The organism is Devosia sp., from assembly GCF_035944845.1.
Classification (GTDB): domain Bacteria; phylum Pseudomonadota; class Alphaproteobacteria; order Rhizobiales; family Devosiaceae; genus Devosia_A.
In genome coordinates, this window is the sequence record NZ_DASZAW010000111.1 from 32926 (window position 1) to 46228 (window position 13303).

22 protein-coding genes and 1 tRNA gene are annotated in these 13303 nt (G+C 62.8%); 9 read left to right on the plus strand and 14 right to left on the minus strand.

The genetic code is table 11. The features are described 5' to 3' along the window. The first annotated feature begins 5 nt into the window (after positions 1 to 5). A complete protein-coding gene (locus tag VGV07_RS22255; protein ID WP_326870935.1) occupies positions 6 to 509 on the plus strand; it encodes a hypothetical protein in 504 nt (167 codons plus the stop codon). Positions 510 to 515: 6 nt separating this feature from the next. On the opposite strand, the gene VGV07_RS22260 is transcribed toward VGV07_RS22255, so the two are convergent. Continuing rightward, positions 516 to 734, minus strand: a complete 219-nt coding sequence (locus tag VGV07_RS22260) for a hypothetical protein (protein ID WP_326870936.1) — start codon at positions 732 to 734, stop codon at positions 516 to 518. 275 nt (positions 735 to 1009) lie between these two features. On the opposite strand from VGV07_RS22260, the gene trhA reads away from it, so the two are divergent. Further along, the gene (gene trhA / locus VGV07_RS22265) at positions 1010 to 1684 is read left to right on the plus strand and encodes a PAQR family membrane homeostasis protein TrhA (protein ID WP_326870937.1); all 675 of its coding nucleotides are present in this window, start codon (positions 1010 to 1012) and stop codon (positions 1682 to 1684) included. On the opposite strand, the gene VGV07_RS22270 is transcribed toward trhA, so the two are convergent. Next, positions 1681 to 2049, minus strand: a complete 369-nt coding sequence (locus VGV07_RS22270; protein ID WP_326870938.1) for a response regulator transcription factor — start codon at positions 2047 to 2049, stop codon at positions 1681 to 1683. The two genes, trhA and VGV07_RS22270, sit on opposite strands and share 4 nt — an antisense overlap. 162 nt (positions 2050 to 2211) lie before the next feature. Here VGV07_RS22270 and VGV07_RS22275 point away from each other — a divergent pair, with 162 nt between their 5' ends. The 5 genes from VGV07_RS22275 to VGV07_RS22295 all read left to right on the plus strand — a co-directional run bounded on the left by VGV07_RS22275 (position 2212) and on the right by VGV07_RS22295 (position 6399). Then, positions 2212 to 3000, plus strand: a complete 789-nt coding sequence (locus VGV07_RS22275) for an alpha/beta hydrolase (RefSeq protein ID WP_326870939.1) — start codon at positions 2212 to 2214, stop codon at positions 2998 to 3000. A 3-nt stretch (positions 3001 to 3003) separates the two neighbouring features. Continuing rightward, complete coding sequence (locus VGV07_RS22280; RefSeq protein ID WP_326870940.1) at positions 3004 to 4137, plus strand: PAS domain-containing sensor histidine kinase; 1134 nt, start codon at positions 3004 to 3006, stop codon at positions 4135 to 4137. Positions 4138 to 4294: 157 nt separating this feature from the next. After that, positions 4295 to 5011: an SOS response-associated peptidase gene (locus VGV07_RS22285; RefSeq protein ID WP_326870941.1), complete on the plus strand. Its 717-nt coding sequence runs from the start codon at positions 4295 to 4297 to the stop codon at positions 5009 to 5011. 789 nt (positions 5012 to 5800) lie between these two features. After that, positions 5801 to 6229, plus strand: coding sequence for a DUF2267 domain-containing protein (locus tag VGV07_RS22290; RefSeq protein WP_326870942.1), 429 nt, complete (start codon positions 5801 to 5803; stop codon positions 6227 to 6229). Then, positions 6229 to 6399, plus strand: a complete 171-nt coding sequence (locus VGV07_RS22295) for a hypothetical protein (protein ID WP_326870943.1) — start codon at positions 6229 to 6231, stop codon at positions 6397 to 6399. Before VGV07_RS22290 ends, VGV07_RS22295 begins: the two co-directional genes overlap by 1 nt. 645 nt (positions 6400 to 7044) lie before the next feature. Here VGV07_RS22295 and VGV07_RS22300 read toward each other — a convergent pair. The 4 genes from VGV07_RS22300 to VGV07_RS22315 form a co-directional block, all read right to left on the minus strand. Continuing rightward, positions 7045 to 7290: a hypothetical protein gene (locus VGV07_RS22300; RefSeq protein WP_326870944.1), complete on the minus strand. Its 246-nt coding sequence runs from the start codon at positions 7288 to 7290 to the stop codon at positions 7045 to 7047. A 490-nt stretch (positions 7291 to 7780) separates the two neighbouring features. Continuing rightward, complete coding sequence (locus VGV07_RS22305; RefSeq protein WP_326870945.1) at positions 7781 to 8008, minus strand: hypothetical protein; 228 nt, start codon at positions 8006 to 8008, stop codon at positions 7781 to 7783. An 11-nt stretch (positions 8009 to 8019) separates the two neighbouring features. Then, complete coding sequence (locus VGV07_RS22310) at positions 8020 to 8388, minus strand: hypothetical protein (protein WP_326870946.1); 369 nt, start codon at positions 8386 to 8388, stop codon at positions 8020 to 8022. An 18-nt stretch (positions 8389 to 8406) separates the two neighbouring features. Beyond that, positions 8407 to 8532: a hypothetical protein gene (locus VGV07_RS22315; RefSeq protein WP_326870947.1), complete on the minus strand. Its 126-nt coding sequence runs from the start codon at positions 8530 to 8532 to the stop codon at positions 8407 to 8409. 35 nt (positions 8533 to 8567) lie between these two features. Here VGV07_RS22315 and VGV07_RS22320 point away from each other — a divergent pair, with 35 nt between their 5' ends. After that, a complete protein-coding gene (locus tag VGV07_RS22320; protein ID WP_326870948.1) occupies positions 8568 to 8921 on the plus strand; it encodes a hypothetical protein in 354 nt (117 codons plus the stop codon). Here VGV07_RS22320 and VGV07_RS22325 read toward each other — a convergent pair. Further along, positions 8908 to 9150, minus strand: a complete 243-nt coding sequence (locus tag VGV07_RS22325; protein ID WP_326870949.1) for a hypothetical protein — start codon at positions 9148 to 9150, stop codon at positions 8908 to 8910. The two genes, VGV07_RS22320 and VGV07_RS22325, sit on opposite strands and share 14 nt — an antisense overlap. A gap of 646 nt (positions 9151 to 9796) precedes the next feature. Here VGV07_RS22325 and VGV07_RS22330 point away from each other — a divergent pair. Next, the gene (locus tag VGV07_RS22330; RefSeq protein ID WP_326870950.1) at positions 9797 to 10174 is read left to right on the plus strand and encodes a hypothetical protein; all 378 of its coding nucleotides are present in this window, start codon (positions 9797 to 9799) and stop codon (positions 10172 to 10174) included. Between the two features lie 35 nt (positions 10175 to 10209). On the opposite strand, the gene VGV07_RS22335 is transcribed toward VGV07_RS22330, so the two are convergent. The 7 genes from VGV07_RS22335 to VGV07_RS22365 all read right to left on the minus strand — a co-directional run bounded on the left by VGV07_RS22335 (position 10210) and on the right by VGV07_RS22365 (position 13109). Further along, positions 10210 to 10286, minus strand: a tRNA-Met gene (locus VGV07_RS22335). A 166-nt stretch (positions 10287 to 10452) separates the two neighbouring features. Beyond that, positions 10453 to 10746: a hypothetical protein gene (locus tag VGV07_RS22340; RefSeq protein ID WP_326870951.1), complete on the minus strand. Its 294-nt coding sequence runs from the start codon at positions 10744 to 10746 to the stop codon at positions 10453 to 10455. 62 nt (positions 10747 to 10808) lie between these two features. Beyond that, entirely contained in the window at positions 10809 to 11420 is a 612-nt protein-coding gene (locus VGV07_RS22345) for a hypothetical protein (RefSeq protein WP_326870952.1), read from the minus strand. A gap of 166 nt (positions 11421 to 11586) precedes the next feature. Further along, on the minus strand, positions 11587 to 11907 hold the full coding sequence (locus VGV07_RS22350; RefSeq protein ID WP_326870953.1) for a HigA family addiction module antitoxin: 321 nt from the start codon (positions 11905 to 11907) through the stop codon (positions 11587 to 11589). A 58-nt stretch (positions 11908 to 11965) separates the two neighbouring features. Beyond that, positions 11966 to 12247 (minus strand): type II toxin-antitoxin system RelE/ParE family toxin, encoded by a 282-nt coding sequence (locus VGV07_RS22355; protein ID WP_326870954.1) that lies wholly within the window; start codon positions 12245 to 12247, stop codon positions 11966 to 11968. A gap of 233 nt (positions 12248 to 12480) precedes the next feature. Beyond that, positions 12481 to 12816 (minus strand): hypothetical protein, encoded by a 336-nt coding sequence (locus VGV07_RS22360; protein WP_326870955.1) that lies wholly within the window; start codon positions 12814 to 12816, stop codon positions 12481 to 12483. Between the two features lie 53 nt (positions 12817 to 12869). Beyond that, positions 12870 to 13109, minus strand: coding sequence for a hypothetical protein (locus tag VGV07_RS22365; protein ID WP_326870956.1), 240 nt, complete (start codon positions 13107 to 13109; stop codon positions 12870 to 12872). Between the last annotated feature and the right edge of the window lie 194 nt (positions 13110 to 13303).

Genomic DNA, 13303 nt, shown 5'->3' on the forward strand with positions numbered 1-13303 from the left:
TTGTCATGCGCACCATGCTCATCAGCGAAAAGCTCGACCTCAAGGCCCTGGGCGAGCGAGTGCTCAATGCGCGCCTCGGCCCCGGCAAGGCGGAGGCGGCGATCGACACGCTGAAGCGGCTCAACCCGCATCTCGACCTCGACAAGCTGCAGCCCGGCACGGTGGTGTTCGTGCCCGACGCGCCCGGCTTCAAGCCCTCGGCCTCGGTATCGAGCGAGGCTGAAGTCTTCGACGATTTCCGCAAGCTGGTCACCGACGGGCTGGCACAGGCCGAGGCCGGGCTGAAAGCCGGCATCGGCCGCCGCGCCGACGAACGCAAGGAAACCGCCGCCGGCATCAAAGCCGCCCGCCGCATCGTCGCCAACGACCCCGAAGTGCTGAAGCAACTCGACCTCGCCGACGAAGCGCTGGCGCGGGACAAGGAGCTCGACACCGAGGAGGTGGCGGAATTCGAGGCTACGGCCAAGGCGATAGCCGCGGCGGTGGAGCAGCTGGGGAAGCTGGTTTAGGAACGACTAGATGTGGCCATGTGCCTGCAGCAGCGTCCGCAGGGCCTGCCCTTGGGGGGTGTTCTGTTCGCGCGGCAGGTAATCTTCGAGCGGGACATCGCGCGCAGTGCCGCCTGAGGAGGCATTGGGCTGGTGGCGCACGGTGGAGCCGTCATGGCCTCCGAGCAACAGCCATTGGTCGCCATTTTCGCTGCTGTAGAACACCAGATCATCCGCAATCGACATCGACTTCTCCTCGCGAGCACAGCGCCCGGGTCCTACTCAACGCCCGAGAGCGCAATTGGTGACATGTGCACATTGCGGGAACGTTCGGCGCTGCCGGAGTCGCGGTTGTCATCGCGGCGCAGGCGTCGTCAGGCGCGAGCCTTGCGCCGTGAACATCCTCGGTCGCGCGGATGGGCCGACCGGCAGGGCCGAGTTGCTCCGACACCTGCATTGAAGTGCAGCATGATGGATCGCGTCGCGCTTTCGGACGTTGAGCTGCTGAAGCGAGGCACGCCATGATTTTCCTGAAGCCATACCCCAACCGCACCTGGTGGCATCGCGGCAAGCCGTATTCCCGGCTGGAGCTGATCGGAGACGGGGTGGTCCATGTCGTCGGATTGCTCGTCGCGATCGGGCTGGGCAGCATCCTCGTTGTCGCCACCGGGTCGCAGGCGACGCTGGCATTGTCGGTCTATGTGGCCTCGCTGCTGCTGGTGCTCAGCATCTCACTCGCCTTCAACCTTGCCCCGGTGGCGCCACTCAAGCGGGTGCTGGCCCGCTTCGACCAGGCCGCCATCTTTCTTCTCATTGCCGGTACCTACACGCCGCTGCTCGCCATGCTTGGCGATACGCCGACCGGCACGATCATGCTGATTGCGGTGTGGAGCTCGGCATTGATCGGCATCGCGCTGAAGCTGATCGTGCCACAGCATTTCGGACGCCTGGCGCTGGTGCTGTATCTGGGCATCGGCTGGAGCGGCGTGCTGATCTTCCAGTCGCTGGCGAGCGTCCTGCCGGCGAGCACGCTGCTGCTGATCGTGGCGGGTGGCGTCGCCTACTCGTCGGGCATCGTCTTCCACCTGTGGGAGCGGCTGCATTTCCACAACGTGATCTGGCACTGCTTCGTGGTGTTGGGCGCCAGCATCCACCTGTGGGCGGTGCTGGATTGCATGGTGCTGCGGCGGCTCTAGCGCGCCCGGCTGAGCATCTGGTGCATCGACGCGATCACTGCGGCATGCGGGTAGGGCTTGCTGAAATAGATGCTGCGGTCCGGCAGTTCGCTCAGTTCGACGCTGCGGTGTCCCGAGGTGACGATGATCTCGATGGGCGGGAAACGATCCCTCACCGCAGCGGCGAGCTTCAACCCATCCATGCTCCCCGGCATATCGATGTCGGTGAACATGATGCGCACGCTCGGTTGCGCATCGAGCACTGCGATCGCCTCTGTGGCATTGGCAGCCTCGAACACCACGAACCCCTCGCGCTCGAGCTGGTCAGCGATATCCATGCGGATCAGCGCTTCGTCCTCGACAATCAGCACTGAGCCATCAATCATCACAAAAACTCTCGGGCAGTGACAGACAACTCCCGACCGGCCCGATCGATCCCTCCCACGGGCCGGCGCCCGAACACAATGGCTTGCGTTCGAAGTGTGATCCTTTTCCGCTTTGCTGCGTTAAAGCTACAGCGCCCAGTCAGCGCCCGAGCCGGAGCTTCAATGAGCGTCATCTTCCGCAACCACGTTGTCACCGCCGGTGCGGGGGTTAAGCCTATGCTGTTTGGCCATGGTTTCGGGTGCGACCAGAACATGTGGCGCCTCGTCGCCCCGGCCTTCGAGGCCGATTACCTGACCGTGCTGTTCGATCACGTCGGCGCCGGCAAGTCCGATTTGACCGCTTACGATGCCGGCAAGTATTCGAGCCTCGAGGGCTATGCCGACGACCTGGTTGAAATCGGACGCGCGCTCGGGGTCAGCGGCGGCGTGTTCGTCGGCCACTCGGTCAGCGCCATGATCGGCGTCCTCGCCTCGCTCAAGGCGCCCGAGATGTTCGAGAGCCTCGTGCTGGTCGGCCCCTCGCCGCGCTACGTCGACGCCGAGGGCTACCACGGTGGCTTCACTGCGGCGCAGATCGAAGAGCTGCTGGCGTCGCTCGCTGACAATCACATGGGCTGGTCGGCTGCCATGGCCCCGGCGATCATGGGCAATGCGGATCGTCCGGAACTGGGCGAGGAACTGACCAACAGCTTCTGTCGCACCGATCCGGCGATCGCGCGGCAGTTTGCCCGCACCACGTTCACCTCCGACAATCGCGCTGACCTGGCAAAGGTGACGGCACGGACGTTGATCCTGCAGTGCAGCGACGACATCATCGCACCCGAGGCGGTAGGCGCCTATGTGCGCGACAGCATCCCCGGCAGCGAGATGAAGATCCTCGAGGCAACCGGCCACTGCCCCAACCTCAGCGCACCCGCCGAGGTCATCGCCGCGATCCGGGATTTCCTCTGAACGATGACCGGGCCGGCTGTCGAAGACCTGCAGGATCTCTACGAGAACGCCCCTTGCGGCTATCTCTCGCTCGGCCCCGACGGGCGGATCGTCAAGTCCAACAGGACGCTGTCGAGTTGGCTCGGCATCGCGCCCGGCGACCTCATCGGCAAGCGCCTGCGCGATCTGCTCAGCATTGCCGGCCAGATCTTTTATGAGACGCATTTCGCCCCGCTGCTGCGCATGCAGGGCTTCTTCGACGAAGTGGCGCTCGACCTGGTCAAGGCCGATGGTCAGCCGCTGCACGTCCTCGCCAACGCGGCCGAGCGCCGCGACGCCGAGGGCGGGCTGATGTTCACGCGGGTGACGGTGTTTCGGGCCACCCAGCGCCGCCGTTATGAACGCGAGCTGGTCGACGCCACCGAGACAGCGCAGGCCCAGTCCCGGCTGTCGCAGGGCCAACTGCTTGCCGAGCACGAGGCGGCCGAACTGCGCGAGCAGTTCATCGCCGTGCTCGGACACGATCTGCGCAACCCGCTGGCGGCGATCGATGGCGGCACGAACCTGCTGATGCGCGAGCCGCAAAGCGAGAAGTCGCAGCGGGTGATCGGACTGATCCGCGGCAGCGTGCTGCGGATGAGCGGGCTGATCGACAACGTGATGGATTTCGCCCGCGGTCGGCTGGGCGGAGGGCTGCAGCTCGATCGCAGCAGCAAACTGCTGGCCATGACCCTCGAGCAGGTGGTTGGCGAGTTGCAGACCAGCTATCCGGAGCGCCAGATCGAGCTGAACCTCGACGTCGCAGACGAGGTCGTGGCGGACCATGCCCGGCTGGCGCAGATGTTCTCGAACCTGTTGGCCAATGCCATCACCCACGGGGCGACAGATCAGCCGGTCGAGGTCGATGCGCTGCTCGATGGCGGGGAGTTGCGGCTCTCGGTGGCCAATGCCGGCCCGCCGATTCCGCAGGAGGCGATGCAGCAGTTGTTCCAGCCATTCTACCGCTTCAACCCGCACTCGCGGGTGCGGGGTCTTGGCCTGGGGCTCTATATCGCCTCACAGATCGCCAAGGCGCATGGCGGCCGGCTCGACGTGGCGTCCGACGCGACGGAGACGCGCTTCACCTTCCGCATGCCACTGGCGGAACAACCCGCCTGATCAGCGGACTGCTCCCGGCTCGTAACGAGGGCGACCGCGCGCGATTGCTGGCGCCGTCTCAGGTTTCACTTGCGCTGCCGCGCCAGCAATGGACGTCAGGGCAGCGGCAAGTTCAGCGGCCTTGTCGACCAATAATGAGCCTCATAGGCTGCCCCGCATGTGCAACCTCTACAGCGTCACCACGAACGAAGAAGCCATGCAGGCCTTGCGCGCGACCTGGGAGCGCGCCAACCGCAATCTGCCGCCGCTCTATGGCGTTTACCCAGACTATTTCGCGCCGATCTGCAAACAGGCTGGCGAGCAGAGGGTGATGAACATTGCACGGTGGGGGCTACCCTCGCTGAAGGACCCACCGAGCGACAAGGTCAACAAGGGTACGACAAACGTGAGGCATCCGTGGTTCGAGGATTGGAAGGGCTATCTTGGCCCTGAGCATCGCTGCCTCGTTCCATGGAACCGCTTTTCCGAGCCTACCAAACTCGATGACGGCAAGACCGGCTGGGCGTGGTTCGCGATCGGCGAGGACGCTCCGATTTCGTTCTTTGCCGGCCTCTGGACGCCCTGGCATGGTACGCGCCGCAAGGACGAAGGCCCGATGGATCACGAGGTTTTCGCCTTCTTCACAACCAACCCTAATGCCGACGTGAAGCCGATTCACGAGAAGGCCATGCCGGTAATCCTCACGACCGGGGAAGAGTTCGACGTGTGGCTTCGGGCGCCTTGGAGCGAGGCAAAGGCCTTGCAACGGCCGCTGCCGGACGGATCACTGACTGTCGTGGCGGAGAAACCACTGAAATGGCTGCCGGTGCTCAACGGGGAGCCGGAAGGCGGCGATCCCCTCCGGTTGCCGATGCAGCCTAGCCTCCAGCTATAGCTCAAATCGCTGCTGGCGACGCAGGAACGGCCCGCTACAGCAACCGGTGTCGCTTCTCTTGTGCGCCGTACCGGCCAGCGTCTCCCTTACTGTCATCGACCAGGGTCACTTCGACGGGGTGCCCGCCGCAATGTTTGCATCGAAGGCGAGGAACGATCTGTCTTAGCGTGAGACGCCACCCGACCTGGGCAGAGAGCAGGCGGAGTGGCAAGTCGGAGGAACCGGGTCGGCAAGAGCACGTCACCCTTAACCACCAAGGCAGCGTCCATATCGGTTGCTCCCACGGCACTCTTTCGGGGAATGGGGTGAACGCTTCTCCTTGGGGCGGGAATGGAAAGGGGGTTTCGGGATGCCCGTGCATCGGTCGGCTCCAATCTGGAGCTAATGACGCTATGCGCCGGTCTGAGGCGTGTGCAAGCCACGAGGGATTGCGGTCGGCTCGGGTCGCATCATACTAGACGGACGAGGATGCTCGGCGACTCCGTTGAGGTTGTCGCCGGAGCGTGGGGATGGATCAACGAGCATGTTCTACTATGTCATCGGCTGGGCGGTGACCTTGGCCGGATTACGCCGGGGTTGGCGGTCGCTGGCTGTGGCCTGATTTTCGTCGCCGTAGGGGCCGTCTTGGATCGTCTCGATCGGATACTTGCGCAATAGGGCCGCCAGCGGAAAGGGCAGGTCCGGTGAGAGAGACTGGCGATCAAGCCTTTGCCGATCACAGACTTCCGATTGCCACTGACGATCGAACCGACGGGAGGGGCCCCGCGTTATTGCATCATGACAATACCGATGGAATATCAGCGCGCCCGCGAGGATTTCGAGGCCATTCTCGCAGAAGCGAAGGAGGCGCTGGACTTCACTACTCGCAACCCAGCCTACACCACCGTGCAAGGCGTTTTGTTGGCCTTCAGGCGCCGATTGTCCGCGGCGGAGGTTCTCGCGTTCGCCGCTGTGTTGCCGCCAATAGTCCGGGCCATTTTCGTTGCCGACTGGACTCCGGCTGAGCGCATTGCGGGGTTTACGGACGGTACACAGCTTGCCAGCGAAGTGCAGGCTCTTCGTCGCAATCACAACTTGTCTCCGCCGAACTCGATACCGGTCGTTGTCGAGGTTCTGCGTCGCCATATCGATGAGGAAGCCCTTGACCGGGTGCTGGCAAACCTACCTGCGGGGGCTCGGGAGTTTTGGAACGTCTCAGACCCTCCGACGAATCGGTGATGCCGCTGGTCAAGCACCCCGAGCCAGGGCTACTGCGCTGGACCTTCGCAAGTGGCGACCCCGTCGGGCAGCGCAAAGCGTTCAGCTATTGGCGTGGCTGGTTCGGGCTCGAGGAAGACGACGAGCCGAATTCGGTCGATGGCGACGTCTGGATGGTATGTCACGGCTGAAGCGTGATTTGACAATTCGGCAGAGCCACTTAGCCTCCGTCCGGTTAGGAATGGAGATACTGGATGAAGAAGATTTATTCGAAACCGACGCTGCATAAAGAGAAGGCACTCGCGGCGATTACTGCGGTGAGCAGCGGGCCGTCGAAGAAACCCCTCTAAGATATCCACCATCGACGACCGTGAGGCGCCAGACATCGCTTTGGCGTCTCCTCAGGCTCCGCGGGCCGGGCCTGACGCCGAAATAGGCCCACGACGCTGAAGCTTGCTCTTGCCCCGCTGCGTGATGTGAACGCGCTTCTTTCCCCACCCATCACCAACCGCTCATCCCACAGGATCTGGGACTCGGGCCGATCCTCGATCGGGCTGCCGACCTGTTTCGACAGTCTGATGAGTTCGTCAATCGCGATCTGTGGAAGGTCGTAGTCCTGCATGGCTGTAGCGTAGCAGATTTGATCTGAGTGCCCGGAGCCACTTCAGGGGCTGCGCCCCCGGGCACGTCAGGTCCGCCGCATTGCATGGACGGTGCAATCTATCGGAGTGGGCGTTACGGCGCCGTTAGATCGAGAATGCGCACAAGCGTACTAAAGTGTTCGCTCTAGAACGGCTCGCAACCGCTGGTACGCCGATCGCAAATTCGCGATACGACTATGAGCCGGCTCGCCAGCTACTGCACTCGCCGGCAACGTAGTACGAAGACGCGCTAACTCGTCCAGAGGACCGAATGACGATCGAAGCGGAGGAGTCGGAGTTCGATCGGGTCGGCAGCGTGCCGGGCTTTTCGTTGCGGTAGCCGATGATGGTCTCATAGGCTGCCTGACCCTGGCGTTTGGTCTCGAGGTCGGCGATGAAGTCGAGAAGGATCGCCGCCCCGCGGGGGATGTTGGGGTTCATGTCAGGTCTCCGATAGTGGATGGTCAGGCGGCGCGTTCGGTGCGCTATATGTCTCGCCGCCAGCTGCCGAGCGGCGAGGGCTTCACATGCTCAGGGGACGCTACGGCGTCGGCTGGATGATTGTCGCGTGGTTGGCACTGTCGGCACTGCTGGCGGCCAGCGCCTGGGCGGCAATGTGGATCACCGACATCATCACCTGATCTCGCCGCCCTTCACGGGGGGAACGAAGATGCGCTACGAGTGCGCCGTGGATTGACGAGGTCGCATGGGCGCTCGACAGCAAAACAAGGGCAAGGTCTGCTCAGTTGAAGGCTGCAGCGGCTCAGCCGTCTCCAAGGGGTTGTGCAAGCGACGCGCAGGAGGAGAAGCATGCTCAAGGGAAGCCGTGGCCGCGTTTGGGCCGTCCTCACCTGGCTGGGCATGGCGGTTCTGATAGTGGCATGCGTCTGGACCGCGATGTGGATCGGCGGCATCATCATTTGATCGAGGTCTAGGGGCGGCGCAGGGCCCGCTTGATCAGGTTGTAGATCGGTCGAAACAGGATCATCAGCGTGACGCAGAGCGCCGCGATAGCCCACGCCCACGGCGGGAGCGCGGTTTGCAGGCAGTCGAGCAGTGTGCCGTCAGTGCCGCCGGCATCATGCACCGAGCAGCAGGCGGTGATCTGCGGGAATAGCCATTCGAGCGGCCAGAAGCCGGTGCAGCCGTCTGATGTCATGATGGCGTGGCCTACTGCCAGTGCTCGTCGTCGGTGAAGTCGGCCGGGATCGGCTTCATCGCTTCAATGTCGTTTGACCGCACGCGGACGGCTTTGATCGCCGCCCATTTGCCCATCATGGCGCTCAGCGTGGCCCGCTTGTCAGCCGGCCATTTTGTCGCGTCGGGACCGTAGGTCAGAACCATCTCCTGCCCGAGCGCGAGGGCGTTGCGCTGCTCGTAATCCTTCATGATCAGGTCGATGCGCCTGGCGGCCTCGGCCTTGACCGCGCTGGGGGGCGGCTGGTTGGCGAGGTCGGCCGCCGCCTCTTCCTCGGCGGTGTAGGGAATTTGGGTAATTTTGCCGGTTGCTGCGTCAGTGATGACGTGGATGCGGCTCATTATTTCACCCCGTAGATTTCAATGGTGCCGCCGTCGAATGAACCAGCAGACACGGATGGCGATGTCCGCCTGCGGCACCCCGAACGCCGCCATGGCTTCAACCATTTCGCGGTCTTCATCGGTAGGCTCGTGGGCTGCGGGCATGTTCACCAACTCCGATACTTGCTATGCTTCGGACCATGCGCCGCATTGCCATCGTCGGCTCCAGAAGCCGGACAGACCCCGAGAACGTTCAGGCCCTCGTGGCCTCGCTACCGGCTGATTGCATCGTGGTTTCAGGCCATGCCAGAGGGCCCGATCTGTGGGCCGAAGAAGCGGCGAAGGCGCGTGGTCTCGAAACGCTGATCTTCGCGCCCGACCTGGCCGGCGTGCGCAACCGCGGCGAAGCTTCCCGGCGCTACCATGATCGCAACCAGCTCATCGTCGACCATGCCGACGAAGTCGTTGCGTTTGTCGCTCCCGATCGGAAGGGCGGTACTGAAGACACGATCCGCCGCGCCGAAGCCAAGGGCATTCCGATCAGGCTGCTTTGACCGCGCCGGCCACCATCACGATGCCCATGGCTGCAAGGCCTTCTGCGCGCAGCCGGCCGAGCGCTTCTTCCATGTGAAAGCCCGATGTCGAGATGTCGTCGACGACGAGCACCGGACCGTCAGGGCGGCGGATCATTTCGAGCGGCGGGATGTCCCGGAACTCTTTTGGGTGTGAACCGCCGGAGAGGTACCGTGGCGCGAAGGCGCCGACTAGGGGAACTCCCGTCAACTCGGCCAGCGCTCCAGCTATCCTGAACGAGAGGCAGTCGGGTCGCTTTGAATGACCGCAGGCGATCGGCACTGCGGAACAGCAGGGACGGGTCGCCGACCATGAGCGTCAGATGGTCCCGCATTTCCGTGACGATGTGCCCGATGCCAGCTTCAGGCATCTCGAGCTTGAACTGCTTGAACGCCTCGAGGTCGGCTTTCTTGGTCGACGCGGACCAGGACCGACAGACTAGGTACTGAACGCCGTTGCGGGAGCGTAGGGCAGGGCGGATCACGGTGCCGGCGAGGTAGTACCGGGTCGGCTTCGGCTTTGGCGCAAGCGGCTCTGGTGGCGGCGGCGCGCGAAGGGACAGGCCCTTTAGGTCGAGCACGGTGCTTTTATAGACCGCAAACGGCAGCGGCTGTGCAATGCTCAGATGGTGTCGAGGGGGACATCATGAATATCGCGAAAGCGTTGTTGCTTGTGACCATGCTGACATTCCTTACTGGGTCTGTCGCCGGTTGCGGAGACTGGCCCTGCAAGAAGGGCAAGCCCTGTGGTGGCGCATGCATCGAGAAGTCGGACACCTGCCACAAGTGACCATCTGCCTTCCCCCATTGCACTGGTTGCTGGCCTCTGATGAGGTGGCATAATCTAGGAGGAGGCGATGGCCGACAGTTGGGTGCCAACTATTGCAGTAGCGATCGTAGCTGCCCTTGCTTCATTCGGGGGCAGCCTGTGGGGTTCATCTGTCACTGAGAAAGTCGAGACGCGGAAGCTCGATATTCAGATGGTTGACATTGCTCTTCAGCTTCTGAGAAGCGACAGCGACGACGCTAAGCTTCGTTCGGCGCGATCGTTCGCGATTGCTGCTTTGAAGGAATATTCGGGCCTTACGCTTGCAGACGCCACTTGGTTGGCGTGGGAAGAGAGCGGGACTGTTCCGTTGTTCAGCAATTGGACGGACTTCGCAGATCCGGCCTCCCTAAAGAAGCTATGGGACACTGCGAAGGCCGCTCCTACCGCCACTGAGCTTGCGCCCTAGCTGCGGGTGGAAACAACCAGAAGGTAGGCGGGATTTGGTTGCAGCGGTGGGCTTCGATCCCACGACCTCAAGGGTATGAACCTTGCGAGCTACCGGACTGCTCTACGCTGCGAAATCGAAAGGGCATAGCTTCGCTTTTGGGAGGGAGTGCCTTTGCTCCCCAACCGGCAGCGCCTCGGTCCCGTGTTGGACTGGCGTCTGATCACCGCGCATGTGGTACGTGGGTACCACGATACCGCTATTTAGGTGACTTCTTCCTGATTTGGCAAGGGCAGGGGTCAGGATTTCTTGCCCTTCGCCTGATCGATGCGCCAGGCAGCGGCGGCTTGCACCTCGCGGTTCGGAAAGTCCTTGGGGAACTTCAGCACCGCCGCCTCAATCGTCCAATCGATCATGCCGAGCTTTTCCAGCGATCGGAACCCCGACTGGATGTCGCCCTGCGTGACCAGCTTTACGATCGCCGGCACCGTGCCCAGGTTTTCCCTCATCCCGATGAAAGCGGTCGGGTGATAGTCCTTCTTCGCCGATTCAACGATCGACGTGTCGATGAAGTCTTCGAGTTCCTTGCTCACGGCCATCCCCCCGTTTGGCCCAGCATAGTTCGAAGGTTGGGCGACCGTCATCTAATCTAGTCCTATGCCGCCTGCAGGTGATCTACCGGCACCCGAGCCTCGCGCTCGCCACCAAACATCGGCAGCAGCACCCTAGCCATATCGCCGTCGATTGCCGAGATGGTCACCACCTTGTCGACGAAGGCGCCGGGGTCGAACTTCCGTTCGCCGCGTGACCATCCCTCATGCCAGCGGCCGACCCGGGCCAGCATGCCGGCCTCCAGTTCGTGATCGTCGTCGATCGCGTCGATGATGCTTTTCGGCGGCAGCTCGTACAGGTCGGCCCCGTAGCGAATGTGCTGACGGAATACCTCTGTCGGTCGCACCAAGCTGGGAAGTCCGTCGCTGGTGACGCTTACCACCCCGGACAGAAGCGGCTCGAGCTGCGGATCCTCGAACAGGGAGCGCCAAGCCGGCGTCAGTGTGGGAAAGCCGGTGATCAGGTAACTGCCGAGATGGGCTTGCGGGAAGCGGCGCACCGACTTGCAGTGGCGAGAGCGGCGGCGCGAACGCCACTCATAGGGCAGGGCGGTAACCAACCCGTGTTCCTGCAGCGCCGATGCGGCCTTGAACACGCGGTTCGGCCGCGCGATCAGCAGAAACCAGTGATGAGACGAGATATCGATGCCCGACAATGTATGCAGCCCCCGTGAGAACGGAGGCCGGGGCAGGGCGGGTCGACAACGGTATTATGTTACCGCGATTTGCCGCGCGAGGGAATAGGTGGGTCGCGTTGACCACGTCAACGGTGGGCCGTGCCCCGCCGTATACACCATGCGGCATTGACGGCGGGGCACGGGATCAGGCCAGCAGCCAGTCGGCCGGCACGTCGTCGGCTCGGGGCGTGATACGCTGCAGGGCAGGCTTCATGCTTTTTGCTGCCACTGAAACCTCGTAGGACTGCTGCAGGTTCAGCCAGACATCCGGGCTCGTCCCAAAATACCGGGCAAGGCGAAATGCGGTGTCCGTGCTGATGCCGACTTCCTCGGCGACGATACGCTCGATCCGGGTACGCGGAACCTCGATCGCCTTTGCCAGCGCGCCGGCCGATAGTCCCAGCTCCGCCATGAATTCTTCTCGGAGGATTTCGCCGGGGTGAACCGGCGTCACGAAGGTTGCCATCTTTTGTGCCCCTCCTTGGGCTGTAGGCAGGCCTGAAGCGCAGCGGCCCGCCGGGCAATTAGTGATAGTCGGTAATCTCCACATCGTCTGCGCCACCGTCCGACCATGTGAAGCAGATGCGCCACTGGTCGTTGATGCGAATGGAGTGCTGGCCTTCTCGGTCACCTTTCAGTTCTTCGAGACGGTTGCCGGGCGGAACGCGAAGGTCGTTCAAGTTCTTGGCGGCATCGAGGAAACGGATTTTCCGCTTCGACCGGTCGACAAGATCAGCCGGAAAGCCTTTGCCAGCCTTCCCTTCCGCTACCGCTGCCGTCAGCTTGTCTTTGAACGATCGGATCATTCCGTGCTCCCTATGTATGTATCACTATCTGATACGGCAACGGGGATGCAACGGATTTGTATCGCATCATGATACGAAATTCAGTAGCTGGTGAGGAATTGAATCAAGCTTCGGGCTATCGCTTGCGGGTGATCCGGCTACTCTGCGCATCGCTCGCGAACGTGCCCCCGTGTCTGCGAGCGACCTGCTGGCGCCACGTCGGACCGACAGCCCCGGCGTGGCGCCTTTGAGTTTCAGTGGGCGAGCTTGCCAGTCTCGATGGCCTCAAGGCGCTTGGCGATCGCTTCCACCAGCTCAGGTGCGGGAGGGGCGTTCATGAGCATCACGCCTGGAGGGCTATCTGCCGATCGGCGACTCATCACCGGTATCACCGTCATCTGGTCATAAACGAACTGGTCAGCGGCCTCGGCCACATAGGTCGGCCGCAGATCGGCGCTGGCCACGACGGTGAATTTGCAGCCGGGAAAGTTCCTCTCGAGATCCGCCAGTATCGCATCATGCATCGGTGGCGGCCCCGGCTCGTCGGTCGGCACAATGATGATGAACTCGCGGGCTTCTTCCTGCTGCATGGTGGCCTCCAAGTCGTCGCCGGCAGTGTTGCACCTCATGCCGGCGGCGTCACCTAGTTGAGCCCTGCCAGTTCGCGGTACTTGGCTTCGGCCGCTGCCGCTGCCTCATCGAAGGTTTCGAACGGTCCCTGTATCGTTGACGAGGCGCTGACCGTTTCCTGCGGGTCAATAAGCCGGTGCGAAGCTGTCCACTTGCCCATGTCCGAAATGACCAGGAACTGCCATTGGCCAGCCCGCGCGACGTAGCCGACGAGGCCGAATTTCTCGCGGCGGTGGAAGTTAAGGCGGGTCATCGTCATGCCCTCGGGAGCTTCAGCCCGCAGGACGTGCACGCCCCGCTGAGCTTGCCGATCACCCGTTCTTTCCACCAGTTGAAGGTGGGATTGGTGCACTTCGGGCAATCGATTGTTCCGGACTGCCCAGGCTCCGGGTTGAGTCTGCCCACATCAACGAGGGCCTGCATTGCGGGCGGAACCCTCATAGTCCC

What these genes read in the sequence shown, in the direction of transcription:
- VGV07_RS22255 (WP_326870935.1), top strand. Translation starts at nt 6, where the DNA reads ATGCGCACCATGCTCATCAGCGAAAAGCTCGACCTCAAGGCCCTGGGC.
- VGV07_RS22260 (WP_326870936.1), bottom strand. Translation starts at nt 734, where the DNA reads ATGTCGATTGCGGATGATCTGGTGTTCTACAGCAGCGAAAATGGCGAC.
- trhA (WP_326870937.1), top strand. Translation starts at nt 1,010, where the DNA reads ATGATTTTCCTGAAGCCATACCCCAACCGCACCTGGTGGCATCGCGGC.
- VGV07_RS22270 (WP_326870938.1), bottom strand. Translation starts at nt 2,049, where the DNA reads ATGATTGATGGCTCAGTGCTGATTGTCGAGGACGAAGCGCTGATCCGC.
- VGV07_RS22275 (WP_326870939.1), top strand. Translation starts at nt 2,212, where the DNA reads ATGAGCGTCATCTTCCGCAACCACGTTGTCACCGCCGGTGCGGGGGTT.
- VGV07_RS22280 (WP_326870940.1), top strand. Translation starts at nt 3,004, where the DNA reads ATGACCGGGCCGGCTGTCGAAGACCTGCAGGATCTCTACGAGAACGCC.
- VGV07_RS22285 (WP_326870941.1), top strand. Translation starts at nt 4,295, where the DNA reads ATGTGCAACCTCTACAGCGTCACCACGAACGAAGAAGCCATGCAGGCC.
- VGV07_RS22290 (WP_326870942.1), top strand. Translation starts at nt 5,801, where the DNA reads ATGGAATATCAGCGCGCCCGCGAGGATTTCGAGGCCATTCTCGCAGAA.
- VGV07_RS22295 (WP_326870943.1), top strand. Translation starts at nt 6,229, where the DNA reads ATGCCGCTGGTCAAGCACCCCGAGCCAGGGCTACTGCGCTGGACCTTC.
- VGV07_RS22300 (WP_326870944.1), bottom strand. Translation starts at nt 7,290, where the DNA reads ATGAACCCCAACATCCCCCGCGGGGCGGCGATCCTTCTCGACTTCATC.
- VGV07_RS22305 (WP_326870945.1), bottom strand. Translation starts at nt 8,008, where the DNA reads ATGACATCAGACGGCTGCACCGGCTTCTGGCCGCTCGAATGGCTATTC.
- VGV07_RS22310 (WP_326870946.1), bottom strand. Translation starts at nt 8,388, where the DNA reads ATGAGCCGCATCCACGTCATCACTGACGCAGCAACCGGCAAAATTACC.
- VGV07_RS22315 (WP_326870947.1), bottom strand. Translation starts at nt 8,532, where the DNA reads ATGCCCGCAGCCCACGAGCCTACCGATGAAGACCGCGAAATGGTTGAA.
- VGV07_RS22320 (WP_326870948.1), top strand. Translation starts at nt 8,568, where the DNA reads ATGCGCCGCATTGCCATCGTCGGCTCCAGAAGCCGGACAGACCCCGAG.
- VGV07_RS22330 (WP_326870950.1), top strand. Translation starts at nt 9,797, where the DNA reads ATGGCCGACAGTTGGGTGCCAACTATTGCAGTAGCGATCGTAGCTGCC.
- VGV07_RS22350 (WP_326870953.1), bottom strand. Translation starts at nt 11,907, where the DNA reads ATGGCAACCTTCGTGACGCCGGTTCACCCCGGCGAAATCCTCCGAGAA.
- VGV07_RS22355 (WP_326870954.1), bottom strand. Translation starts at nt 12,247, where the DNA reads ATGATCCGATCGTTCAAAGACAAGCTGACGGCAGCGGTAGCGGAAGGG.
- VGV07_RS22360 (WP_326870955.1), bottom strand. Translation starts at nt 12,816, where the DNA reads ATGCAGCAGGAAGAAGCCCGCGAGTTCATCATCATTGTGCCGACCGAC.
- VGV07_RS22365 (WP_326870956.1), bottom strand. Translation starts at nt 13,109, where the DNA reads ATGACCCGCCTTAACTTCCACCGCCGCGAGAAATTCGGCCTCGTCGGC.